Raw genomic sequence first — 23235 nt, forward strand, 5'->3', positions numbered from 1 at the left:
ACACTATTATAGTATGTTACTTAAGATTAGGAGGTTTTATCATGTCTAATGATTTTCTGCAGTCCATTAAGTCGCGCCGTACATACTATGGCATCGGTAAAGAGGTAATCGTTCCGGAAGCACGCATTCAAGAGATTGTCCAAGAAGCGGTGAAGTATACGCCATCTTCGTTCAATTCGCAGAGCGCTCGTGTAGTTGTTCTGTTCGGCGAGCAGTCGGACAAGCTGTGGGATCTGACGACGGAGACGCTTCGCAAACTGATCAACAATGACGAACAATTCGCATCCACTGCGCAACGTATGGCTGGTTTCCGCAGCGGTTACGGCACTGTCCTTTACTTCGAAGACCAAGAGGTAGTTAAGGGTCTGCAAGACGCGTTCCCAAGCTACAGCGACAACTTCCCGATCTGGTCCAACCAATCCTCGGGCATGCTGCAATTCGTGATCTGGACAGCGCTTGAGCTGGAAGGACTTGGCGCTTCGCTGCAACACTACAATCCGCTGATCGACGAGCAAGTTCAGAAGGAATGGAATATTCCAAGCAGCTGGAAGCTGATCGCTCAGATGCCTTTCGGTAATCCGACCGCTCAACCGGGCGACAAAGAATTCAAGCCGCTTGAAGAGCGCGTGAAATTTTTCAGCTAATTAACGGAAATACTATATAGACAGCACAAAAGCCGGGCACCCTAATAAGGGACCCGGCTTTTTCGTCGGTAATAATCAGATAGAAATACGTTCACGGTCGCAAGACCATGCTGCTTCAGATATCTATACGGAAAGCGCTGAGGATTCGCGCGTGACGAAATTTAGCAGGTGCCGTTCTTTCTCTTGAGAGAGAGGCCCGCTGTTATCGAATACCATAATCGAGGAAGCAGGGATGTTCCAGTTGATCTCCGGTACGAAATCTACGCGTTTCTTGAAGTCGTCCCAATGGTCAAGCTTCCATTGATCGCGGATCGTCTGTCGTTCTACGATTCGCGTCTTCTGCAGTTCCAGATCCGTTAACGTCACGACGACGACTTTGACGTCGACTTGCTCTTGCGTCAAGCCTGCGGTTGACAAGACTTCCTCGAGCCATTGCTTGTTTTTCAGTTCGGCCGTGAAAGGGGAGATCATGAATACGTTTTGTCCCGCGGCCAAATTTTCGATACATACGTCTTTGGTCGTATCATATTCTAAATCCCGGAGATGCTGTTTGTAGAAATCAGAATCCCGGTCGTTGGGATCAAGTCCGTTCGTCTCCAGGAATTTCTCGACGAAGCGGCCGCCGACCGTATCGCGGTCAAGGAATGCGGCGGGAATTTGTTTGGACAAGATGCGTGCTACGGTTGTTTTGCCTGTGCCGGCAACACCTACGAAGAAAATCAATTTTTGCAAGTTAGTAATGCCTCCATGATGTTAGTGTTCCATTATATTAACACGAACATTATGAACCTACCAGCAATAGGAACACGTAAAAGTACAATCCATCTTATTTCGAGATGAATTACATCTAAGCTTACTATTTGTATTACAGCTTGCTTTTCTTTACGATGGTATCATGCGTTAATGTAACGTTTACTTAACAGATAAAGAATAGAGAATTACCGCTCCATCTTCTAACGTATGAACATTTGGATATGAGAAACGAAAGAAACAAAGATCAAAAGTTGTGTACGTAACACAATGCGGAGGTTAACAGGCATGACGGTCAATTCATCGAATCGCCAGTCGCCCTGGCAATTGTACTATGGCCCTAATATGGGTTACATCCAGGAGCAATACGAGCTTTATACGAAAGATCCGGCTGCTGTAGACGCATCCTATCAGGAAATGTTCAAGCAATGGGGACCGCCACCGGCTGACGAGGGTGTACAGGTTTCCGCTGCGGGCACAGTTCCGGCAACAGCCGCAAGTGCTGTTCCAGACCCGGCTTACATCAAGAAGCTGGTCGACGCAGGCAAGCTTGTCGTCAACATTCGTACTTACGGCCATTTGGCTGCGAATATCTATCCGCTCGGCAATGACACGGCGACGGATACCCGTCTCTTGGAGCCGGAGACATACAACCTGACGCGCGAAGACCTGATGGCTTTCCCGGCAACATTGATCTGGGAAGATGCACCTGAATCCGTTAAGAACGGATGGGATGCTATTCAGGAGCTTAAGCGTGTCTATACGCAATCTTTCGCATTTGAATTTGGACATGTGCACGCGGAAGACGAGCGCACGTGGCTGAACCGTCAAGCCGAATCGGGCATGGCCGGCAAGCCGCTCACAACCAAAGAACGCATCGATCTATTGAAACGTTTATTCGAAGTCGAGAACTTCGAGACTTTCCTGCACCGTACATTCGTCGGCCAGAAGCGCTTCTCCGTCGAAGGCAACGACGTCCTCATACCGATGCTCGACGAGATCGTTCGCGAGGTTGCGCACGATGGCGCGAAGAACATCCTGATGGGGATGGCGCATCGCGGACGTTTGAACGTGCTGGCTCACGTTCTTGGCAAACCGTACAGCAAGATTTTTTCCGAGTTCCTGCACGCTCCGCATAAGGAACCTTCCGAAGGTTCTGCAGGCATTAATTTCGGATGGATGGGCGATGTGAAGTACCACCTCGGTGCACACCGTTCCATTAAGGCCGGAGAGACGATCGAGACCCGCATTACGCTTGCGAACAACCCGAGCCACTTGGAATACGTGAATCCGGTCGTTCAAGGCTTCACGCGCGCGGCTCAAGATGACAGAACGAAAGCCGGCTATCCGGAAGCGGACTTCGGTGCTGCGGCTTGCGTCGTTATGCATGGCGACGCGGCGTTTGCCGGCGAAGGTATCGTCGCGGAATCGCTTAACTTCAAGAAACTGATCGGCTACGAGAATGGCGGTACGCTTCACATTATCGTCAACAACCGGATCGGCTTCACGACGGAGAGCAGCGACTCGCGCTCGACCTATTACGCAAGCGATCTGGCCAAAGGCTTCAACATTCCGATCGTCCACGTCAATGCGGATGATCCGGAGGCATGTCTGGCCGTTATCCGCATGGCTTGCGAATATCGCCAGAAGTTTAAGAAAGACTTCCTCATTGACCTTGTAGGCTACCGCCGCCATGGTCACAATGAGAACGATGATCCGGATGTTACGCAGCCGCTCTTGTACCGCAAGCTGCGCAACCATCCGACGGTCAGCAATTTGTACGCGGAAAGCTTGAAGACGAGAGGCTTTATCGATGCGGACTCCGTTGAACGACTGAAAGCTGAAGTGGTATCGGTGCTGCAAGCTTCCTTGGATGAAGCCAAGAAAGCAGGCGAGGCTGCTGCGGGAACCAAGCCAGCTCCAGCCAACACGCCGGAAACGACAGTAAGACGCCGTTCGGCTACGACGACGACATCCGTTCCGCTTCCGAACTTGAAGGCGATCAACGATGCGATGCTGAAGTGGCCTGCGAGCTTTAACATCTATAGCAAGCTGGAGCGCATTCTCAAACGTCGCGCGACAATGCTGGATGAAGGCGGCAAGGTAGATTGGGGCCATGCTGAAGCATTGGCATTCGCAACGATTCTCGCGGATGGCAAGCCAATTCGTCTGTCCGGACAAGATTCGGAGCGCGGCACGTTCGCTCACCGCAATATTGTCATGCACGATACGCAGACTGGCGAATCGTACTGTTCGTTACACACGATCCCGCAAGCGAGGGCTACCTTCGCAGTATATAACAGCCCGTTGTCCGAGGAATCGGTATTGGGCTTCGAATATGGCTACAACGTCTATTCCCCTGAGACGCTTACGATCTGGGAAGCGCAGTTCGGCGATTTCGCGAATGCCGCACAGGTTGTATTCGATCAGTTCATCTCTTCCGGCCGGGATAAGTGGTCCGAGTATTCTAGCTTGGTGATGCTGCTTCCGCACGGCTACGAAGGTCAAGGACCAGAACACTCGAGCGCACGTCTGGAGCGTTTCCTCCAGATGTCGGCTAACGATAATTGGACTGTAGCTAACCTGTCGTCCGCCGCACAGTATTTCCATCTGCTGCGCCGTCAAGCTGCATTGTCCGATACCGTCGATGCGAAGCCGCTGATCATGATGTCGCCTAAGAGCTTGCTGCGTAATCCGCGTGTTGCTTCGGATCCGTCGCAGTTCAGCGAAGGTTCGTTCCAGCTTGTACTTGAGCAGCCAGGACTCGGCACTAAACCGGAAGCGGTTGAGCGTCTGATCTTCTGCAGCGGCAAAGTCGCGATTGACCTCGACACTGCGATCGAGACGATTCAAGACGATCTGAGCTGGGTGCACATTGCACGGATCGAACAATTGTACCCGTTCCCTAAAGTCGAGGTAGAACGTATCATCAGCCGTTTCCCGAATCTGAAGGAAATCGTATGGGTGCAAGAAGAGCCGCAGAACATGGGCGCATGGAACTATATGCAGCCGCGTCTGAACGCTCGTGCGCCTAAAGGCGTATCGGTACGCTACAATGGCCGTCCGAAACGTTCGAGCCCAGCTACCGGATTCTCGGAAGTTCACCAAGCGGAGCATCAGCGTCTTGTGGCCGGTGCTTTCGACCGCGGAACGTTGGTTAGCCCTGACAAATCCATGGAACCACAGCGCGTTCGTTAATCGAGCGCGCTAGACCACTTATAACGCTTGCCTGAATAGAGGTAGCAGCATTTATTGTCTTTGCGCATGAGATGAAGGAGGATTTTTCGGATGAGCGAGATTAAAGTGCCTGAGATGGGCGAATCGATTACAGAAGGAACGATTGCCAAGTGGGTCGTTAAGGTTGGCGACCAAGTCAATCAAGGCGACGTGCTTGTTGAACTTGAGACAGATAAAGTAAACCTGGAGATCAGCGCGGATGAGAGCGGCGTTCTCACTGAGATCGTTAATCAAGAAGGCGATACAGTTGCAGTAGGCGCGGTGATCGGACGTATCGGCGCGGCAGCGGCTGGCGGTTCGCCTGCACCAGCGGCACAACCTGCGGCGGCAGCACCTGCTCCGACGCCAGCAGCGGCTCCGGCGGCTGTGGCAGTGGCGGCTCCTCCGGTGCAGCAAGCAGCTTCGTACGATGCAGCGTCCGTAGCAGCGACACCGGCTGCTCGTAAGCTTGCTCGCGAACGCGGCATCGATCTTCAACAAGTGGCTACTGCGGATCCAATCGGGCGCATTGGCAAAGACGATGTGAAGAACCATACAGAGCGCAAAGTAGAGGTTATCCCTCAAGCGGTGCCTGCAGCAGTACCTGCGGTTGCTCCAGCGGCAGTGCCAGGCAAGCCGGTAGATCGTCGCCCAATGTCCCGCCGTCGTCAGACGATTGCGAATCGCCTTGTTGAGGCACAGCGTACAGCAGCGATGCTGACGACGTTCAACGAAGTCGACATGACTGCAATCCTTGACGTGCGTAAGCGCCGTAAGGACGCATTTAAGGACAAGCATGACGTGAACCTTGGCTTCATGTCCTTCTTCACCAAGGCGGTCGTAGGTGCACTTAAAGCGTATCCGCTGCTTAATGCAGAGATTCAAGGCACGGATATCCTCGTGAAGAAATTCTACGATATCGGTATCGCCGTATCCGCGAAGGAAGGTCTGGTCGTTCCAGTCGTGCGTGACGCGGATCGTCTTGGCTTCGCGGCAATCGAGAAAGAAATCTCCGATCTGGCCGTTAAAGCGCGTAACAACAAACTGGATCTTGGCGATCTGCAAGGCGGCACATTCACCATCACGAACGGTGGCGTATTCGGATCCTTGCTCTCGACGCCGATCCTTAATGCGCCGCAAGTCGGTATTCTCGGCATGCACAAGATTCAATTGCGTCCGGTAGCGATCGATGCAGAAAGAATGGAGAACCGTCCGATGATGTACATCGCCCTGTCGTATGACCATCGGATCGTTGATGGTGCAGAAGCGGTTCGCTTCCTCGTTACCGTCAAAGAACTGCTCGAAGATCCGGAGACGCTGCTTCTCGAAGGTTAATTCGAACGCCAATCAAGCTCCTTGCCTTATATGGCAAGGAGCTTTTTTATTCCTGCAACAGTTTTATTACAAGGGTATCTTTTCTGCAGGCTCGCGGTTACAATAGAAAGGTTGAAAAGAGTCATTGCGAGGTGTTTGGGAAGTGTCTGAAGAACAAGATAAGCCGAAGTTAATTCCGACGAAAATTTTAAAATGTAAAGATGCCGAATGTAAGGCGTGGGTCAGAGAAGAACTAGCCGGAGCGGAGCCTGCTTGCCCGATCTGCAAAGGTCCGATGCATCGTAGTATCCGTCACTTGCCGGCGCTGCAGAATAAAATTAAAAAGAAAAAAGCAGAGAAAAAAGAATTGTTCTAAGCAACATGTACCGACTCGTTCCACCAGCCTTGTCACAATATACTAATTAGTGGTATATTGTTAGTTACATCATTCAAGTAAGTGGGAAGGGGCTGAGTGTCATGTGGAAAGAGATTACGACGATTGACGAGTGGAACCAGCTGCTGGAGAATTCCTCGGAGAAGCAACAAGTTGTTCTCAAACATAGTACGCGTTGTCCGGTAAGCTCAAGCGCGCTGGAGGAGTACGACGAATATCTAAGCAGCGAACATAATCAGAATGTGGACTACTTCCTGGTGAAGGTTATCGAGTCCAGACCGGTCTCGAATCAAATCGCGGAGGATCTTGGGGTTAACCATGCTTCACCGCAAATCATCCTCTTCAAGGACAAGAAGTCCGTGTGGAATACTTCGCACTGGTCGATCACGAAGAAACATATTACGGCCGTCCTGGACTAAATATCGGTTGTTACGATTGAACAAGGCTCTAATCGCTCATCAGGCGATTAGAGCCTTATTCGTGTTATAGCAACAGCGTCACGAGCATATAGACGGCAATGGCCCACATCATAATCGCGGAGAGCTTGTTCATGATGCGGATGAATCGTCCAGATCCGTCAAGTCTGCCGATAACCCGTCCCGCTAGCGCTAGCGAGGTGAACCAGATAAGCGAGACGATCATGCATGTAACTGCAAACACCAGCTTATCTTGTCCTGTATACTGCAGCGAATTAGTTCCGATGACGCCTACCGTATCCAGAATGGCATGCGGGTTAAGCAGTGAGACGGATGCAGCGAATATAATTTGTTTGCGCATCGTAATCGGCTTGTTTTCTTCTTCCGCTGCGGCCGGCTCACTCCTCCATGTTGCACGACCCATCACAATCAAGAACACGATTCCCCCGCAGGTGAGCAACACTCGGATGCTGTCTTGAATGAGCAAGACTAGCGAAAGTCCCGATACCGCCAGAGCGATCAGAATCATATCACATAAGGCGGCTGTCAGAACGACAGGCAAGGCCATCACATATCGCTGCTGTACAGCTCCTTGATTGAATACGAAAACATTTTGTACCCCTAACGGCACGATCAAACTAAATGCGAGTAATGAGGCATGGATAATAATAGAAATCATCGGTATATTAGTCCTCCTGAGCAGCGATGTACCTCATTGTAAATCGATCATAGGCTTATGTCTCCAACCATTGGTTGGTCATCTGACCAACCAAACGATATACTAGTTGCCAAGGAGGTGGGCGAGCATGAGTGACCGGTTGGATTGGTTCCTGGACCGCTCTTCGCCAGAGCCGCTGCATATGCAGCTTGTCCGCTTCGTAAAATCGAAGATTGAAGACGGCGAATGGTCCGTCGGAATGCGGATCCCATCGCAGCGGGATTTGGCCGCTAACCTGAAGGTGAATCGCAGTACGGTTGTGGCCGCGATTGAGGAACTGACGGCGATGGGTTTGTTAGAAGGTAGGGCAGGAGGCGGAACGTATGTCGTGAATACGACTTGGAGCGTATTGGCGGCGAAGCCTCCGCTCAATTGGCTACACTATGTAGAGGCAGGGAATCATCGTCCCAATCTGAAACTTGTGCAGGACATTAATGAAGCTGAATTCCAGCCGGGTATCATCCGTTTGGGTACCGGGGAGCTGTCGAGTGAGCTGCTCCCGCAGCGAGGCATGCAGCAAATCCTCAGCCGGCTCTCACAAGGTCCGTTATGGTTAGGTTACGAGGAGGGGAGAGGGAATGCGCGGTTAAGGCAAGCAATAGCCGAGCACATGGGACGCGCCGGCATTCACGGCTCCGCCTCATCGATCCTTATCGTATCAGGGGCACTACAGGCACTGCAGCTAATTGCGATGGGACTGTTGGAACGGGGATCTACCGTTCTCATCGAGAACCCGTCCTATGCGAACTCGATCCATGTTTTTCAGGCGGCAGGAATGCAGGTATCCGGAATTCCGATGGATGATGAGGGCTTGCGCGCGTCCCTGTTGCCGCACTATCGTCAGCAGACGGCAGCTTCCTTGCTGTATACGATTCCTAGCTTTCATAACCCGACAGGCACCGTTATGACCGATCGTCGGCGCTCCGAGCTAGCGCAAATTTGCCGGCAAGAACGGCTTCCGATCATCGAGGATGATGTGTACCGGGATCTATGGTTCGATGCGCCCCCGCCAGCTCCATTGAAGGCGCGCGATCCGGAAGGCATGGTGTTATATGTGGGAAGTTTCTCGAAGACCGTCAGCCCTGGCCTGCGGATCGGCTGGATTACCGGGCCAGAACCCGTCATCGCCCGGCTTGCCGATATCAAAATGCAAACGGATTATGGCGCCAGCTCGCTCTCCCAGATGGTGGCGGAGGAATGGCTTAGAAGCGGCGCTTATGAGGCGCACCTTGCTGAGCTTCGTCTGGCGCTGCGTGCAAGGCGGGATAGGGCGCTGCAGCTGCTTGAACAGTATTGCGGGGGGATCGCCCAATGGAACAAGCCGCAAGGCGGTTTTTATATCTGGATGAAGCTATCGGGCGACGTCCCGATGGTCCGGTTGTTCGAGCTTGCGAGGCAGGAAGGCATTTTGCTCAATCCGGGTATCATCTATGACCGTCACACGAGCCAGCATTTGAGGATTTCGTATGCATACGCCACGGCAGTGGATCTCGAGTACGGCATTCGTACCTTAAGCGGTTTGATCCGTACCCTTCTTAGGGGACCTATTGACGAATCGTAACGCGCGTATGAATCGGAACCAGTTTGGACAGCTCCACGACTTCATTATTGTACATGCGAATGCAGCCATGCGAAGATAGGCGTCCGATCGATGAAGGATCATTCGTCCCATGAATGCCGTAGTGCGGCTTGGATAATCCCATCCACATGGCGCCGTAGGGGCCGCCGGGATTCTCCTGTTTGTTAATAATCGTATATTCGCCCACAGGGGTCTTGGTCAGCATGCGACCGATTCCTACCTTGAAGCTGCGCGTTACCCGATTGCCGTCCAGCAGATGCAGCATCCGGTCAGATAGATCTACAATGATGCGATAATTCGGCATGTCGCGAATCCCTCCTTGTAGGTAACGTATGCAGATCGTACCCTCGCCTGTACAAGACAGATGCCCTTCGTACTTTCCGCTTCCATAGTCATAAAGGAAGGAATCCTTTGGCATAATAGATGGGAACTGGAACTGTAGGAGGACGAATAGCGAATGGTAACTTCACAGGTGCATTCGATTTTGGATCATAAAATCAGGCTGGTCCCGCGCGACGGTAAGGCGATCTATCTGGTCGGGCCGATCAACCTGCCGATTAACCTGAATGGCGTCACCGTGCCTTTCCAATGGTATTGCTGGCTGTTGTGCGATGAGGTGACCTACAACGCGGAGACCATGATCGAAAAGCTGTCGAATTCAAATTTGGCCGAAAAGCAGCAATCGAGCGTATTGGTATATGGCGACTTCGAGCAGGCGGAAGAGGTGCTTATTCGTATGCACAGCATCTGCCATACCGGCGATATCTTCGGCAGCAAACGCTGCGACTGCGGCTACCAGCTTAATCAGGCGCTGCAGATGATCGTCGACCATGGTGCAGGCGCGCTGTTCTATCTGGCGAATCATGAGGGCCGAGGTATCGGACTGTTCAGCAAAGCGATGGCTTATGTTCTGCAAGAGAATGGCTATGACACGGTCGAGGCCAATCTGAATCTCGGATTCGTCGACGATGCTCGGAGTTACGCCGATGCGATCGCGGTGCTGCAGAAGCTCCGCGCTAAGCCGGTTCAGCTCATTACGAACAATCCGCGCAAGATTGAAGCGCTGCGCGAAGCCGGTATGGCCGTTCAGGAACGCGTTCCTCTCTGGGGCGATGTGTCCGAGTACAATGAAAAATATTTGCAGACCAAAATAAACCGTTCCGGCCATCTGGAAGAAGGGTGCTGTAACGATTGAATTCGGGTAATACGGTAGAAAGCATAAGGAGGCGAACTTAATGTCAATGAACAGCGAAACATTGAAGCAACTCCCGGACATGCCGAAGTCGTATTGGCGCGAATCCTCATCAGTGCCTGACTGCGGTGCGCTGGACAATAATCTCACCGTCGACGTAGCCATAGTGGGCGGCGGGATCACAGGCATTACGACGGCTTATCTGTTATCCAAAGCCGGGGTGAAAGTCGCGCTAGTCGAAGCCGACTCGCTGTTTAGCGGCACAACCGGCCATACGACGGCCAAATTGACCGCACAACATGATCTTATTTTTGACCAGCTCATTCACAGCCATAGCGAGGAAGCTGCGCGTCAATATTACGAGGCCAACCGTGATGGCATGAATCTGCTGAAACAGATTATTGACGAGCATGGAATCGACTGCGGGTACGTGGAAGAAGACGCCTATGTCTACGCGCAGTCTGTCGATAGCTTGAAGAAACTGAATAAAGAAGCCGACGCTTACGCCAAACTGGGCATACCAGGCGGATTCGTGGAGTCGATTCCACTGCAGCTTCCGAATCATGGAGCCGTCGTGATGAAGGGACAAGCCCGTTTTCATCCGCTACGTTACTTGTCGGCGCTCGCCTCACTGATTACGCAGGCCGGGGGACTGCTGTACGACCGGACGGCCGTCTCTCGTATCGATGAGGATGGACCGCGGCCGACGGTGGTGACGGAGCGCGGCTTGCGCATAATGGCCGACCATGTGCTGATCTGCTCGCACTTCCCTTTCTACGATAAACACGGCTTGTACTTCGCTAGGCTCCATGCAGAACGCTCGTATGTATTGGCCGTTCGTTCGCAGATGACGTATCCTGGCGGCATGTATTTGAGTGCAGAGGATCCGAAGCGCTCGCTCCGGCTGGCGGAGGTGGAAGACGGCCAACAATTGCTGCTGGTAGGCGGCGGCAACCACAAGACCGGCCAAGGCATCTGCACGATTGATTACTATGAGTCGCTGCGCGATTTTGCGCTGAAGCATTTTCAAGTCGAATCGATCCCGTACCGCTGGTCGGCGCAGGACTTAACGACACTCGATAAGCTGCCCTATATCGGCCAGTTGACGGAGGACAAGCCACGTATTCTAGTTGCGACCGGGTTCGCGAAATGGGGGATGAGCAATTCTCAGGCTGCAGCGCAGTTATTGACGGATTACGTGCTCGAACGCTCGAACCCGTATCAGGAGCTCTTCACTCCGCAGCGGTTCCATCTTATTCCCGACGTGAAAAATGCGATCGTCCAGAATGCCGACGTCTTCAAGAATCTGGTCGCAGGCAAAGTGGAACTCGTGCGCCAGTCGCCGGATGATCTGGCCAATGGTGAAGGAGGAGTCGTCACAATCGGCGGCAAACGGGCAGGCGCTTACCGTGATGATGAAGGGGCGCTTCATATGGTGGATACGACCTGCACCCATATGGGGTGCGAAGTCGAGTGGAACGATGGGGAGCGAAGCTGGGACTGCCCTTGCCACGGCTCTCGGTTCAGCTACAAGGGCGAAGTTATGGAGGGGCCCGCTCACGAGCCGCTGCAACGGGTATATCGCTAGACCCCTGATTGGCTGCGTTGCTTCGTCTATGACGTTGCCTGTCAATAATCACGCCAATCCCGCTCGCTCATACGGCGCAGCGGGATTTTTTTGCGACGCGGATCAAAGTGCTATGGCGATGAAGCATATCTCCCCATGCAAGGTTACACGAATGTGCCTTCTTGCCGGTTTATTCCTAATCGAATAGGATAGAAGAACGCCGTCACCGTCAATATGGGAAGGAGATTGTGAAGAGAATGAGTGAGCAGGCATTCATTAGACAGCAGCTTATGGAGGCATTCTATCTGCGGCATGCGACGAAGGAATTCGATCCATCCCGCACCATTTCGGATGAAGATTTCGAGGTGATCTTGGAAGCGGGGCGATTGTCGCCGAGTTCCGTCGGCTATGAGCCGTGGCAATTCGTGGTGATCCAGAATCCGGCGCTAAGAGAACGGATCCGCGAGGCTTCTTGGGGCGCGCAGAAGCAGCTTCCTACCGCAAGCCACTATGTCGCCATTCTGGCAAGACGCAACGTTCGGTATGATTCCGATTATGTCGATTATATTTGCCGCGAGATTAAACAAATGCCTGAGGCTATTCTTGCGAAGGTGCCTGTTATCTATAAGGAGTTCCAGGAGAATGACTTCCATCTGCTCGACAGCGACCGCGCTCTTTTCGACTGGTCGTCGAAGCAGACCTATATTGCGCTAGCGAACATGATGACCGCGGCAGCGCTGCTCGGCATCGATTCTTGTCCGATCGAAGGATTCAACTTCGATAAAGTCCATCAGATCTTCGAGGATGAAGGCTTGCTGGAGGATGGCAAGCTGGACATATCCGTCATGGTTGCATTCGGTTACCGCTCCCAGGAGCCGAAGCGTCCGAAGACGCGCAGACCAATGGAAGAAGTTGTCCAATGGATCAAATAACGACGTTAGCCCAGTTCTGTGGAGGAACTGGGCTAACGATTTTTTTATCGGCATGATTGGCTCTACAGATTGACGGCGTCCATCGCCTTGCGGATCACGGAACCGGAGTAGGCTAATTGCTGCTGTTCCTTGACGGACAGATTAAGCTCGACGAACTCGGCGATGCCTAATCTCGTCAGAATGGCTGGCACGCCCAAGCAGACATCCGACATGCCGTATTCGCCATCGAGTATGGCGGAGACCGCTATGACTTTATAGTCGTCATTCAGTATCGAACGTACGATGGCGGCGATGGCATTGGCGATGCCGTAATGGGTGGAACCTTTGCCCTGAAGAATCTCCCAGCCGGCATTGCGGGTCTTGTCCGCAATCTCATCCAGCTTAAGATGGCCGAATCGCTGCGGGTGTTGGGCGAGAATGTCCAGGAACGGCTTGCCTCCGATCGTGACATGCGACCAGGCAGGGAATTGGGACTCGCCATGCTCGCCCAGGACGTAACCGTTCACGCTGCGCGGATCGACCGGCAGAGATTCGGACAATAAGGTCTTAAGCCGAGAGGAGTCGATCGAAGTTCCTGTGCCGATCACGCGGCTGCGAGGCAACCCGGATAATTTCCATACCATGTAAGTTACGATGTCTACCGGGTTCGCTGCCGCAACAAATATGCCATCAAAACCGTGTCCCATGATGCTTGGTATGATCGATTTGTAAATGGAATAGGAGCTATCCAGCAGGTCGAGCCGCGTCCCGCCCGGAATCGGATTGGCGCCGGCGCATAGGATCACGATGTCCGCATCGCCGCAATCGGAGTAGGTGCCCGCGCGTATTTTAGTGCGTGTATATGTGAAATCCATACAATGGGAAAGGTCTAATGCTTGGGCTTTCGCTCGATCTGGCGTACGGCCGATAAGGACGATCTCATCGCAGACCGATTGATTGATCAGCGAATAGGCGCAGCTTGCCCCCACAAATCCGACCCCGACGATGGCCACCTTGCGCGTCTTGCTTGTCATGATCGTCAGACCTCCGCTCTTTTGTCGATTTCTTACAGTATATGAGGGAGAGTTATGGTTTTGTCATTATGATGTGATGAAAAATAACACAATAATTGCTAGTCGTCCATTGACACCGGAAGAGGGAGGGAATAAAATTTATCTATGTTTAACAATGGAGGGTAACTGTAATGAGCCGGAAAGGTCAGCTTACAACGCCCAGGAGAACGATTTATGATATCGTAATGGTCTCATCCGATCATCCGACGGCTTCCGAAATTATGGATCGATTGAAGATAAGAGGCTGCAGCTTTGCCTACGCTACAGTATATAATTCTTTACGATATTTGACAGAAGAGGGCATGATTCGCGAGCTGAAGCTGGAGGGGGACGCCAGCCGATATGACGCGCGAATGGACGATCATCAGCATGTCCTTTGCAATATATGCGGGCGGTTAGATGAAGTGCTGATCGAAGCGCCTCGAGAATGGGTGGATAAGATCGCCCGCGCGACAGGTTATTCGATCAGCGAGGAACAAATCTTGTTTAAAGGGGAGTGTCCGGCATGCAAAGAGCAGAAGAGAGCAGTTCAGTGATCGAACCGTCTGCTCAGTCGCTTCCTGAATGGAATGACACGTATCAAGAAGGCGAATTCTGCGATACGACGAAGCGGGTCATCATCATTAGCCCGCTGCCAGGATCGCTGCGTACGCTCGTCGCGGCGCTTACGGAGAAGTGTTACGACGTGCTGGTGTTTCATCATGAGAATGATCCCGCACTGACTATGCTCCAAGCCGACCTGTTGGTACTGGACCGTACGCGCGGCCAGGTAGGGGAGAAGCTGCAGTTATCCGGCAACGGGAAGCAGCTGTTGCTTGTGGCGGAAGAAGGCGCGGATGTGGGCGGAGCAGAGGCAATGCACTGGCCGCAGCCGGTAGAGACGGCGCTAGAAGTGATTGAGAAGCTTGCCGATCAAGGCTCTCCCGCTGTTGCCGTACTGCCAGATAACGCGGAGCAGCTGGTGATGAAAGACATCACCGTCGACCTCAAAAGGATGATCGTGCAACGCAGCGGTCAGCCAATCAACCTGACGAAGACCGAGTTCGATATGCTCAAGGCGCTCCTAACAAGCGGCGGCAGCGTGTTGACTCGTCAAGATATAATGGAACGCATCTGGGGCGATGGTTACTTCGGGGGCAGCAACTCCGTCGATGTGCATATTAAGAGTTTGCGGCATAAGCTCGGGGATGATCCGAAGAACCCTCATTATATTGTTACGGTACGCGGAGTTGGCTACCGAATGGCCGAATAATCGGATCATGTTTACGAGTTCTATACTCTTCATCAAACCTTCATGGATCCTTCATGAAGGTTTCATTTTGTCTTCATAAACCCTTCATGCAGATGAACGCTCGTGAATGGTATTCTTTGATTGTGAGCACGAGAGTTAAACTAAGTATAAATTTATGGGTAAGAAACATATGAGATGGAGGCAATTACTATGACAGTTTACAAGACGATTATTATCGGTACCGGCCCTGGAGGTCTGACATCCGCAATTTACTTGGCGCGCGCTAACCTGAGCCCGCTTGTTATCGAAGGTCCGGAGCCAGGCGGCCAATTGACGACGACGACTGAAGTTGAGAACTTCCCGGGCTTCCCGGACGGTATCATGGGTCCAGAGCTGATGGCCAACATGCGCCAACAGGCAGAACGTTTCGGTGCGGAATTCCGTTCCGGCTGGGTGAACAGCGTTGACCTTTCCAAGCGTCCATTCACCTTGAATGTGGAAGGCATTGGCGAGCTGCAAGCAGAATCCATTATCGTATCGACTGGTGCCTCCGCAAAATATCTTGGTATCCCAGGCGAGCGCGAGAATGTTGGACGCGGCGTCAGCACATGCGCAACGTGTGACGGCTTCTTCTTCCGCGGGAAGAAAATTATCGTTGTCGGCGGCGGCGACTCGGCAATGGAGGAAGCGAACTTCCTGACTCGTTTTGCATCGGAAGTCGTACTGGTTAACCGTCGTACTGAGCTTCGCGCTTCGAAGATCATGCAGGACCGTGCAAGAGCGAACGAGAAAGTATCGTGGGCGCTGAACCGTACGCCGCTTGAAGTCGTAGCTGACGACAATGGCGTCAAAGGTCTGAAAGTGCTGAACAACGAGACAGGCGAAGAAGAAATCATCGAAACGCAAGGGATCTTCATCGCAATCGGCCATACGCCGAACACCAAATTCCTTGATGGTCAGCTGAACACCGACGAAACGGGCTACCTGCTCGTTCAACCAGGCACGACATATACGAATGTTCCAGGCGTATTTGCTTGCGGCGACGTACAAGACAGCCGCTACCGCCAGGCGATCAGCGCCGCGGGATCGGGCTGCATGGCTGCATTGGATTGCGAACGTTTCTTGGAAGAAGCGGAAGCAGAGAAATTGGCACACGCCTAAACTAATATCCCACTATAAAAGGAGCGATAACTATGTCTAACGCGAATGCGATTATCTATACCAGCACACACTGCAATTACTGCAAGAATGTAAAGCAATTCCTGACGGATAAAGGCGTAGCGTTCGAAGAACGCAATATCGACCAGAATGAGGCATATGCTGAAGAATTGTGGAACACGGGCATGCGTTCTGTTCCAGTAACCGTCATTGGCGAGTCCAAGATTCTGGGCTTCAACCAGACGCAGTTGAACAAAGCGATCGCGGCACAACAAGAAGCGAACTAATCGTCCATAACGAAAAAGGCCTGCGGCAGCAGCGCGCAATATTGCGCTTGCTTATCCCGCAGGCCTTTTATTTATTTTTAATCCCAGTAACCGCCATCGGAGTGAATAATCTGCCCGGTGACCCAAGCAGCTTCCTCGCTTGCCAAGAAGGTGATCAGCTTAGCGGCATCCGAGGGCAGACCGATTCGTCCCATTGGAAACTTCGGCAGCAGGAAGTTCTTGATGTCATTCGTCATCCAACCCGTGTCGGTCGGTCCCGGGTCGACGGCATTGACTGTGATGCTATGGGCTGCAAGCTCCGCTGCAAGAGAGCGGGTGAAGGCGGAGATAGCGCCCTTGGTCGCTACATAGGCCAGATTGCCAGGCATGGGGCTCTTATCCTGTCCGGACACGAGATTGATCATGCGGCCGCTGGCATGGCCCTTCAACCGTTTGGCCCAAGCGATGGATAACATGCAAGTTCCCCGTATATTCACGGCATAATGCTGATCGAGGATGGCGGCTGATAGCGCTTCATGATCGACTTCCTGACAGTGTGTTGCATTGTTCACGAGAATGGTCGGTGTACCAAACAGTTGCTCAACGTGACTGATTAACCGTTCAGGATCAGCCGTTGCCAAATCCCATTCGATATGGGCGGCACGAACATGGTATTCCCGCAATTCCGTGATCAGGCGGTCCGGCCATTCATGATCGGCATCTTCGTATTGCAGCTGATGGTCATAAGGCGTGTAATGCGTAAAGAAAATATCGGCTCCTTCGGCCGCCATGGCCTTACAGATTGCGCCGCCGATCCCGCTTGCGCGGCTTGCTCCAGTTATTAATACGATTTGCCCTTGTAATCGATTCATGAATGATCGCTCTCCTTGTAGGGTGAGCTGGGACGTCAATAGAGATGAGAATTGCCATGCCAAATAAAAAAGGCGCCGCAAAGGCACCCGCATGACGTAATAATGACGTCGCAGTGCAACCCTTGTAATGGTCGAAATAGACAGACTTCACCCGCTATGCTTCAGCGTGAAGCGCGGATAAGCTAAGCTGTGTTTCGAACGGCCATTACAAGATCCACATGTCGATGTCATTCTCCTCTCATTCATCTCCTATCGCATTGTAACATGACGCGGAACCGTTTTCCACCAAATTCCAGATAATCTTGATTGGTTGCTTCATTATTCCGATCGTCCTATAATCATTCCATCCTATTGATAGAGGCAGGCGAGCCGTTTGTGAGTGAGAGAATACAGTTAGTATTGGATGCCGGCGGGGTGATCGTAACGAACCTTACTCCGGGATTCTGGCAGGAGATCGCCGCACATGGTCAACTCAATGAAGCCGAGTTGGTCGGCCAATATAAGCAATCGTTGAGCGCTTCCTTATGGTCCGGAAAGGTGACGGAACCGGCATTCTGGACATGGCTCTCGCAAGCTGGGCCATCTATCGTCATCGATTACGCCAGGGAGCGATTGACGGCCAATCTGACGTATCTGCCAGCCGCTCTGCGGCTCCAGGAATGGAGTCGGACCATGGACCTTCATCTGCTCAGCAATCATCGGACCGAGTGGCTGCTTCCGGTGCTTCAGCCGTATCTTAGCTGCTTCAAGAGTATCACCATTTCAAGTGAAGCGGGGTTAGCCAAGCCCAATCCTGACCTTTTCACGCGGCTATCCAATACACTGCCATCCGGGGCCGAAGTCATTTTCGTCGATGATCACGAGCGTAATTTGGAGCAGGGCAGAGCGATTGGCTGGGCGGGCTTAATCGCTGACCCGGAGAACAAGTGGATCGATTTCGTCGATGCCAAAGCAAAGATCTAGCACAAAAAAAGCAGCATCTCCAAGGTTGATGATAAACCGAAGAGATGCTGCTTTTATTATTTGGTCGGATGCTCTGGCTGCTCGTTACTTAGCTTCAGCACCTCGATCAGTTTGAAGAACAAGCTCAGGACGATGGCTGCCACTGTTGCCAGCACCATCCCCTTCAATTCAAAATTCCCCCAAGTCAGCTTCGTGCCGCTTATCCCTAACACGAAGACAACCGTAGTGAGAATAATATTTTGCGGCTTGCCGTAATCCACTTTCGTCTCCACGAGCATACGGATACCCGCAACCGCGATGACGCCGAACAGCATAAGTGATACACCGCCAAGCACAGGAGAAGGGACAGCCGAGATGATCGCGGATAGCTTACCAAGGAAGGACAGCACAATTGCCAGCACAGCGGCACCGCCGATTACGAAGACCGAGTATACGCGGGTTAAAGTCATAACGCCGATATTCTCGCCATAGGTCGTGTTCGGTGTGGAGCCGACGAAACCGGAGATCATCGTAGAGATTCCGTTACCGAGCAACGAACGGTGCAGGCCCGGATTTTTGGTTAACGGCCGTCCCGTAATATTCTCGGTAACAATCAAATGTCCAATATGTTCGGCTATGACGACAAGCGCAGCCGGCAAGATGATAAGGATCGTAGCGAGCTTGAATTTTGGAAGCGTAAACTCGGGTGCTGCGAAGAAGTTTGCTTCCGATACACCGGAAAAGTCGACGATGCCGAGTGCCCATGCCAATACATAACCGGCAATGAAGCCGATGAGGATTGGAATGATTTTCATAAAGCCGCGGAAGAGCACATTTCCCAGAATAATGATGAGAAGCGTAGCTACCGAAACGATAACCGACTTCGGATCGGGACTCCAGGCCAGTGTCGGATCGGAGCTCGGGTCCTTAATCCATCCTGCCATCCCTGCAGCGGTCGGGACAAGCTCGAGGCCGATAACGGCGACGATGGCGCCCATCGCAGCTGGCGGGAAGATAACGTCGATCCATTTGGTACCGACAGCTTGGACGATCAGCCCGAATATCGTAAACACCGCGCCGACGACGATGAATGCGCCCAGTACATAAGGGTAATTGTTCGCTGTATCGCCTTCGAGGGCTGCGAATACAGGGGATAAGAAAGCGAAGCTCGACCCGAGGTAAGCTGGAATTTTACCTTTGCAGATGAGCAAATAAAGCAGGGTGCCGATACCGTTCATAAGCAGGATCGTTGCGGCATTTACGCCGAACAGGACCGGAACAAGCACGGTAGAGCCGAACATAGCGAACAAATGTTGCAAGCTGAGCGGCAAGGTTTGAAGCAGCGGCGGACGCTCGTCCACCTGAATAACACGTTGCACAATGATTTCCTCCATTTAGCACAAGAATATTGTCGAAACCGCGTGAACATTTTACCAGAAGAAAGCTAAAAGTACAGCCTTTTTATTCTTCCCGTTACGGGGCATACTTTGAGCGTTCGCAAAGGAGGCATAAGTCATGCACAAATCGGTGTTAGTCCCGTCTATTCGTCTGGATGCCGTTCCCATGCAAGACGGGAAGGATCTTGATGAGATCGTCGCTGCAATCGGCGAATCCAGAATTGTCTTATTAGGTGAGGCATCTCACGGAACCTCGGAATTTTACTCGGTGCGTTCGGCGATCACGAAACGTTTAATCGAAGAGAAAGGATTTCAGCTCATCGCCGTTGAAGGTGACTGGCCGTCTTGTTATGAAGTCAATCGTTTCATTAAGAATTACAGCAACTCGCCAACGTCGGCACGGGCAGCCTTGGGCAGCTTCAAGCGTTGGCCGACCTGGATGTGGGCCAATGAGGAGATCGAGGAGCTTGTAGGCTGGTTACATACTTTTAACCAGAATCGTACCGAACAAGCAAAAGTCGGTTTCTACGGATTGGATGTCTATAGCTTGTGGGAATCGATGGATGAGATAATCCGCTACTTGAAGGAAACGAACTCGCCGCAGCTTGAGCAAGCCTTGCAAGCTTTCAGCTGTTTCGAACCTTATCATGGGGATGAGCAGCATTATGGTGCGGCAGCTGTCTTTTCACTTAGCGAGTCATGCGAGAATGAGGTAGTGGAGTTGCTCCGGAGCATTCGTAAGGAAAGGCTGGCTAATCCTGGCGCCGAAGAGCAAGAGCTGAATTTGGAGATGAACGCCCTCGTTGCGGTGCATGCCGAACAGTATTACAGAGCAATGATGCGCGGCGGTTCTGAGTCGTGGAATATCCGCGATGAACATATGACCGAGACGATAGACAAATTATTGGCTACCCATGGCCCGGATGCGAAGATTATCGTATGGGAGCATAATACGCATATCGGCGACGCAAGAGCGACGGATATGGCGGATGAAGGTATGGTTAACGTAGGACAGCTGGTCCGCGAGCGGTATGGACATGAACAAGTGTACGCTATTGGTTTCGGAACGTACGAAGGGAGCGTTATCGCGAGTCAGAAGTGGGGCGGCGACATCGAACATATGCCGGTACCGCCTGCGATGAAGGGCAGCTGGGAGGAGGCCGTACATGAAACGGGACTCGGCGACTGCTGGATCGAGTTTCGCGGCCGCAAGGAGGTTTACGGTGAAAGCATTGGTCATCGCGCAATCGGCGTGATCTATCATCCGAGAGCGGAGCGATACGGTAATTATGTGCCCACTGTCATGGCGGAACGTTACGACGGTTTTATTTTTATCGATCGGACGAAGGCCTTGCACCCGCATGCGATCGAATATACATTTGCTTAGTGGTCATTCAGTTGTACAAAAGAAGAGTCATTCTATTGACCCTATCGAATACGATTTCCTGTTTGTTACAATAGAGTAGAATCGGATGGAGACTTTGGGTGTTCAATCGCTAGGTTGGACAGCATTCCGACTGGCTCATCAGCTTGGAATGATTCGGACGTTAATGGGGGACTGATTCGTGACGAAGCAATATGCTATTGATAAGGCGAAGATCTATTTTCGTGAGAGCAATCGGTCGTACTTTGTCATACAGACCAATCCGAATGAGTATGAGGTTATCGATAAGCCGGAGCTTGAGAAAGCGATGGCTGAAGGCGGATTTAGACGGGATTCGATCGTTTTCAGCATTGAAGGCGAAGATGAATAAATCCCGAGTAATCTGGTCTTGATTATCAATATCAATCTACGGTATACTTTTCTCGCCGAATATATTGAGTTAGGAGACTATTAGATTATGGAAAAAGTACTTATCTTTGGACACAAAAATCCAGATACTGACACAATCTGTTCCGCTATCGCTTATGCAGATCTGAAGACGCAGCTCGGTTTCAACGTTGAGCCAGTACGTCTAGGCGCAGTGAGCGGCGAAACGCAATTCGCGCTTGATACATTCAAGGTTGAAGCTCCTCGTCTCGTAGAGACAGTTGCCGGCGAAGCTAAAGGCGTTATCCTTGTCGACCACAACGAGCGCCAACAAAGCGCAAGCGACATCGACCAAGTTCAAATTCTTGAAGTTATCGACCATCACCGCGTTGCAAACTTCGAGACAAGCGCGCCGCTCTACTTCCGCGCAGAGCCTGTGGGCTGTACAGCGACAATCCTTAACAAGCTTTACAAAGAGAACGGCAAGCAAATCCCGCAAAACATTGCAGGTCTGATGCTGTCCGCGATCATCTCCGATTCGCTTCTCTTCAAATCGCCTACATGCACGGAGCAAGACGTAGCTGCAGCTCGCGAACTTGCTGAGATTGCTGGCGTTGACGCTAATACATATGGCCTGGACATGCTTAAAGCCGGCGCTGACCTGAGCGACAAAACGATCGCGCAGCTGATCTCCCTTGACGCTAAAGAATTCAGCATGGGTGGAGCTAAAGTCGAAATCGCACAAGTTAACGCCGTTGACGTGAACGATGTTCTGTCCCGTCAAGCTGAACTGGAAGATGCGCTTACAGGCATTATCAATGAAAAAGGCCTTGATCTCTTCCTGTTCGTTGTAACTGATATTCTGAACAACGATTCCGTTGGCCTGGCGCTTGGCAGCAAAACGAATGCAGTCGAAGAAGCTTACGGCGTGAAGCTGGAGAACAATCAAGCGCTGCTTAAAGGCGTTGTATCCCGTAAATCGCAAATCGTTCCTGTTCTTACAGAAGCTTTCAACAAATTGGCTTAAGATATGGAATACAAAACAGCCTGATCTGATGATCAGGCTGTTTTGCTGCCGTATTCAGTGAGCTGATCTAGAGCGGAGACCGGCAAGGCCGAGTAGTCCTAACAATCCTAACCAGCCCCAATCGAGGCCATCTGAATCTGTATTAGCAGCTAACGGTTGTACGCTATAAGCCGAATACCCTGAATTTGCAGACGTCCTCGTGGAGACACCTTGGGAAGCGCCGCTTCGATTAATGACGAAGCCCGGCGTACTTCCAGAAGCCCCTAATTGATCTGTACTGCCAAAACCGGCTCCATTCGTTGAAGCAGGCGGCGTAATGTCCATAGGTCTGCTTTGGGTTAGAGCAGGAAAGCTAAAGAAGAGAATAAACATCAAGCAGAACATACATGCACGGATTATGAGCTTTTGCATTTAGAATCCCTCCAAAGTCGTGGTGGTGAGCGATTACGTTTGCTGACTTTAGTTTGCTTTAATGAACGCTTCGGCTATTCAAATCTGAAGTAAAACAAAAATTGCTGAATTAATTTCAAAAAAGTGTTGCATGTTATAAAAGGACTATGGTATATTCTAATTCCGGCCGCGAGAGCGACACGGAAAAGCAGTAAAGCGATAAAGAATTGGATGAATGCTGATCGAGCCGGTGCTCGTTCAATGCAATCATAACTTGTTCCTTGAAAACTGAACAATGAGCGATATGTTTTTTAGCTAGTTAAGTAATGAGCTAACAAGCTCCTTCGAAGTAGCGGAATGCTGCATGTCCAACCTCGCGGTTGTACACGCAAGCCAATCCGCCTTTTATGGAGAGTTTGATCCTGGCT

Annotated in this window: 24 protein-coding genes; 17 read left to right on the plus strand and 7 right to left on the minus strand. The window is 51.7% G+C overall.

Features of this window, described 5'->3' with window-relative positions; genetic code table 11:
• Positions 1 to 41: 41 nt before the first annotated feature.
• On the plus strand, positions 42 to 644 hold the full coding sequence (locus FHS18_RS16305) for a nitroreductase family protein (protein WP_183601120.1): 603 nt from the start codon (positions 42 to 44) through the stop codon (positions 642 to 644).
• Positions 645 to 767: 123 nt separating this feature from the next.
• Here the strand turns inward: FHS18_RS16305 and FHS18_RS16310 are convergent, their stop codons facing one another.
• On the minus strand, positions 768 to 1376 hold the full coding sequence (locus FHS18_RS16310) for a P-loop nucleotide/nucleoside kinase family protein (protein WP_183601121.1): 609 nt from the start codon (positions 1374 to 1376) through the stop codon (positions 768 to 770).
• 306 nt (positions 1377 to 1682) lie between these two features.
• Between FHS18_RS16310 and FHS18_RS16315 the strand changes: the two genes are divergently transcribed.
• The 4 genes from FHS18_RS16315 (at position 1683) to ytxJ (ending at position 6737) form a co-directional block, all read left to right on the plus strand.
• Positions 1683 to 4592, plus strand: a complete 2910-nt coding sequence (locus FHS18_RS16315) for a 2-oxoglutarate dehydrogenase E1 component (RefSeq protein WP_183601122.1) — start codon at positions 1683 to 1685, stop codon at positions 4590 to 4592.
• A gap of 90 nt (positions 4593 to 4682) precedes the next feature.
• Complete coding sequence (odhB, locus tag FHS18_RS16320) at positions 4683 to 5945, plus strand: 2-oxoglutarate dehydrogenase complex dihydrolipoyllysine-residue succinyltransferase (RefSeq protein WP_183601123.1); 1263 nt, start codon at positions 4683 to 4685, stop codon at positions 5943 to 5945.
• Between the two features lie 142 nt (positions 5946 to 6087).
• Positions 6088 to 6300 (plus strand): cold-inducible protein YdjO-related protein, encoded by a 213-nt coding sequence (locus FHS18_RS16325; RefSeq protein ID WP_183601124.1) that lies wholly within the window; start codon positions 6088 to 6090, stop codon positions 6298 to 6300.
• 101 nt (positions 6301 to 6401) lie between these two features.
• A complete protein-coding gene (gene ytxJ / locus FHS18_RS16330; protein ID WP_183601125.1) occupies positions 6402 to 6737 on the plus strand; it encodes a bacillithiol system redox-active protein YtxJ in 336 nt (111 codons plus the stop codon).
• A 64-nt stretch (positions 6738 to 6801) separates the two neighbouring features.
• On the opposite strand, the gene FHS18_RS16335 is transcribed toward ytxJ, so the two are convergent.
• A complete protein-coding gene (locus FHS18_RS16335; RefSeq protein ID WP_183601126.1) occupies positions 6802 to 7413 on the minus strand; it encodes a LysE/ArgO family amino acid transporter in 612 nt (203 codons plus the stop codon).
• A gap of 127 nt (positions 7414 to 7540) precedes the next feature.
• On the opposite strand from FHS18_RS16335, the gene FHS18_RS16340 reads away from it, so the two are divergent.
• Positions 7541 to 9013, plus strand: coding sequence for an aminotransferase-like domain-containing protein (locus tag FHS18_RS16340; protein WP_183601127.1), 1473 nt, complete (start codon positions 7541 to 7543; stop codon positions 9011 to 9013).
• Here FHS18_RS16340 and FHS18_RS16345 read toward each other — a convergent pair.
• Positions 8997 to 9335, minus strand: a complete 339-nt coding sequence (locus FHS18_RS16345; RefSeq protein ID WP_183601128.1) for a L,D-transpeptidase — start codon at positions 9333 to 9335, stop codon at positions 8997 to 8999. The genes FHS18_RS16340 and FHS18_RS16345 overlap by 17 nt on opposite strands.
• A gap of 153 nt (positions 9336 to 9488) precedes the next feature.
• Here FHS18_RS16345 and FHS18_RS16350 point away from each other — a divergent pair, with 153 nt between their 5' ends.
• The 3 genes from FHS18_RS16350 (at position 9489) to FHS18_RS16360 (ending at position 12722) form a co-directional block, all read left to right on the plus strand.
• Complete coding sequence (locus tag FHS18_RS16350) at positions 9489 to 10226, plus strand: GTP cyclohydrolase II (protein WP_183601129.1); 738 nt, start codon at positions 9489 to 9491, stop codon at positions 10224 to 10226.
• Between the two features lie 40 nt (positions 10227 to 10266).
• A complete protein-coding gene (locus FHS18_RS16355) occupies positions 10267 to 11811 on the plus strand; it encodes an FAD-dependent oxidoreductase (RefSeq protein ID WP_246427685.1) in 1545 nt (514 codons plus the stop codon).
• Positions 11812 to 12047: 236 nt separating this feature from the next.
• Positions 12048 to 12722: an NAD(P)H-dependent oxidoreductase gene (locus FHS18_RS16360; protein WP_183601130.1), complete on the plus strand. Its 675-nt coding sequence runs from the start codon at positions 12048 to 12050 to the stop codon at positions 12720 to 12722.
• 62 nt (positions 12723 to 12784) lie between these two features.
• On the opposite strand, the gene FHS18_RS16365 is transcribed toward FHS18_RS16360, so the two are convergent.
• Complete coding sequence (locus tag FHS18_RS16365) at positions 12785 to 13735, minus strand: L-lactate dehydrogenase (RefSeq protein ID WP_183601131.1); 951 nt, start codon at positions 13733 to 13735, stop codon at positions 12785 to 12787.
• A gap of 170 nt (positions 13736 to 13905) precedes the next feature.
• Here FHS18_RS16365 and FHS18_RS16370 point away from each other — a divergent pair, with 170 nt between their 5' ends.
• The 4 genes from FHS18_RS16370 to FHS18_RS16385 all read left to right on the plus strand — a co-directional run bounded on the left by FHS18_RS16370 (position 13906) and on the right by FHS18_RS16385 (position 16450).
• Positions 13906 to 14310 (plus strand): Fur family transcriptional regulator, encoded by a 405-nt coding sequence (locus tag FHS18_RS16370; protein ID WP_183601132.1) that lies wholly within the window; start codon positions 13906 to 13908, stop codon positions 14308 to 14310.
• Positions 14280 to 15026, plus strand: a complete 747-nt coding sequence (locus FHS18_RS16375) for a winged helix-turn-helix transcriptional regulator (RefSeq protein WP_183601133.1) — start codon at positions 14280 to 14282, stop codon at positions 15024 to 15026. Before FHS18_RS16370 ends, FHS18_RS16375 begins: the two co-directional genes overlap by 31 nt.
• Before the next feature lie 189 nt (positions 15027 to 15215).
• Entirely contained in the window at positions 15216 to 16166 is a 951-nt protein-coding gene (gene trxB / locus FHS18_RS16380; protein WP_183601134.1) for a thioredoxin-disulfide reductase, read from the plus strand.
• A 32-nt stretch (positions 16167 to 16198) separates the two neighbouring features.
• A complete protein-coding gene (locus FHS18_RS16385; RefSeq protein ID WP_183601135.1) occupies positions 16199 to 16450 on the plus strand; it encodes a glutaredoxin family protein in 252 nt (83 codons plus the stop codon).
• Positions 16451 to 16527: 77 nt separating this feature from the next.
• On the opposite strand, the gene FHS18_RS16390 is transcribed toward FHS18_RS16385, so the two are convergent.
• Complete coding sequence (locus FHS18_RS16390; RefSeq protein ID WP_183601136.1) at positions 16528 to 17301, minus strand: SDR family oxidoreductase; 774 nt, start codon at positions 17299 to 17301, stop codon at positions 16528 to 16530.
• A 375-nt stretch (positions 17302 to 17676) separates the two neighbouring features.
• Here FHS18_RS16390 and FHS18_RS35175 point away from each other — a divergent pair, with 375 nt between their 5' ends.
• Positions 17677 to 18264, plus strand: coding sequence for an HAD-IA family hydrolase (locus FHS18_RS35175; RefSeq protein ID WP_183601137.1), 588 nt, complete (start codon positions 17677 to 17679; stop codon positions 18262 to 18264).
• Between the two features lie 56 nt (positions 18265 to 18320).
• Here the strand turns inward: FHS18_RS35175 and uraA are convergent, their stop codons facing one another.
• The gene (gene uraA / locus FHS18_RS16400) at positions 18321 to 19637 is read right to left on the minus strand and encodes a uracil permease (RefSeq protein ID WP_183601138.1); all 1317 of its coding nucleotides are present in this window, start codon (positions 19635 to 19637) and stop codon (positions 18321 to 18323) included.
• A 121-nt stretch (positions 19638 to 19758) separates the two neighbouring features.
• Between uraA and FHS18_RS16405 the strand changes: the two genes are divergently transcribed.
• The 3 genes from FHS18_RS16405 to FHS18_RS16415 all read left to right on the plus strand — a co-directional run bounded on the left by FHS18_RS16405 (position 19759) and on the right by FHS18_RS16415 (position 22417).
• A complete protein-coding gene (locus tag FHS18_RS16405; RefSeq protein ID WP_183601139.1) occupies positions 19759 to 21027 on the plus strand; it encodes an erythromycin esterase family protein in 1269 nt (422 codons plus the stop codon).
• 178 nt (positions 21028 to 21205) lie between these two features.
• Entirely contained in the window at positions 21206 to 21394 is a 189-nt protein-coding gene (locus FHS18_RS16410; RefSeq protein WP_183601140.1) for a hypothetical protein, read from the plus strand.
• Between the two features lie 87 nt (positions 21395 to 21481).
• The gene (locus FHS18_RS16415) at positions 21482 to 22417 is read left to right on the plus strand and encodes a manganese-dependent inorganic pyrophosphatase (RefSeq protein WP_183601141.1); all 936 of its coding nucleotides are present in this window, start codon (positions 21482 to 21484) and stop codon (positions 22415 to 22417) included.
• A gap of 54 nt (positions 22418 to 22471) precedes the next feature.
• Here the strand turns inward: FHS18_RS16415 and FHS18_RS35180 are convergent, their stop codons facing one another.
• Positions 22472 to 22828 carry a WGxxGxxG family protein gene (locus FHS18_RS35180; RefSeq protein WP_343060552.1) on the minus strand — a complete coding sequence of 119 codons (357 nt, stop codon included), beginning with the start codon at positions 22826 to 22828 and terminating at the stop codon, positions 22472 to 22474.
• Between the last annotated feature and the right edge of the window lie 407 nt (positions 22829 to 23235).

The organism is Paenibacillus phyllosphaerae (genome assembly GCF_014192105.1).
Lineage (GTDB): Bacteria > Bacillota > Bacilli > Paenibacillales > Paenibacillaceae > Paenibacillus_Z > Paenibacillus_Z phyllosphaerae.

Coding starts and splice junctions, on each gene's coding strand:
- odhB (WP_183601123.1), top strand. CDS start 4,683: ATGAGCGAGATTAAAGTGCCTGAGATGGGCGAATCGATTACAGAAGGA.
- FHS18_RS16315 (WP_183601122.1), top strand. CDS start 1,683: ATGACGGTCAATTCATCGAATCGCCAGTCGCCCTGGCAATTGTACTAT.
- trxB (WP_183601134.1), top strand. CDS start 15,216: ATGACAGTTTACAAGACGATTATTATCGGTACCGGCCCTGGAGGTCTG.
- FHS18_RS16350 (WP_183601129.1), top strand. CDS start 9,489: ATGGTAACTTCACAGGTGCATTCGATTTTGGATCATAAAATCAGGCTG.
- FHS18_RS35180 (WP_343060552.1), bottom strand. CDS start 22,828: ATGCAAAAGCTCATAATCCGTGCATGTATGTTCTGCTTGATGTTTATT.
- FHS18_RS16370 (WP_183601132.1), top strand. CDS start 13,906: ATGAGCCGGAAAGGTCAGCTTACAACGCCCAGGAGAACGATTTATGAT.
- FHS18_RS16365 (WP_183601131.1), bottom strand. CDS start 13,735: ATGACAAGCAAGACGCGCAAGGTGGCCATCGTCGGGGTCGGATTTGTG.
- FHS18_RS16305 (WP_183601120.1), top strand. CDS start 42: ATGTCTAATGATTTTCTGCAGTCCATTAAGTCGCGCCGTACATACTAT.
- FHS18_RS16345 (WP_183601128.1), bottom strand. CDS start 9,335: ATGCCGAATTATCGCATCATTGTAGATCTATCTGACCGGATGCTGCAT.
- FHS18_RS16405 (WP_183601139.1), top strand. CDS start 19,759: ATGCACAAATCGGTGTTAGTCCCGTCTATTCGTCTGGATGCCGTTCCC.
- FHS18_RS16385 (WP_183601135.1), top strand. CDS start 16,199: ATGTCTAACGCGAATGCGATTATCTATACCAGCACACACTGCAATTAC.
- FHS18_RS16335 (WP_183601126.1), bottom strand. CDS start 7,413: ATGATTTCTATTATTATCCATGCCTCATTACTCGCATTTAGTTTGATC.
- FHS18_RS16355 (WP_246427685.1), top strand. CDS start 10,267: ATGTCAATGAACAGCGAAACATTGAAGCAACTCCCGGACATGCCGAAG.
- FHS18_RS16390 (WP_183601136.1), bottom strand. CDS start 17,301: ATGAATCGATTACAAGGGCAAATCGTATTAATAACTGGAGCAAGCCGC.
- ytxJ (WP_183601125.1), top strand. CDS start 6,402: ATGTGGAAAGAGATTACGACGATTGACGAGTGGAACCAGCTGCTGGAG.
- FHS18_RS16375 (WP_183601133.1), top strand. CDS start 14,280: ATGCAAAGAGCAGAAGAGAGCAGTTCAGTGATCGAACCGTCTGCTCAG.
- FHS18_RS16360 (WP_183601130.1), top strand. CDS start 12,048: ATGAGTGAGCAGGCATTCATTAGACAGCAGCTTATGGAGGCATTCTAT.
- uraA (WP_183601138.1), bottom strand. CDS start 19,637: ATGGAGGAAATCATTGTGCAACGTGTTATTCAGGTGGACGAGCGTCCG.
- FHS18_RS16340 (WP_183601127.1), top strand. CDS start 7,541: ATGAGTGACCGGTTGGATTGGTTCCTGGACCGCTCTTCGCCAGAGCCG.
- FHS18_RS16415 (WP_183601141.1), top strand. CDS start 21,482: ATGGAAAAAGTACTTATCTTTGGACACAAAAATCCAGATACTGACACA.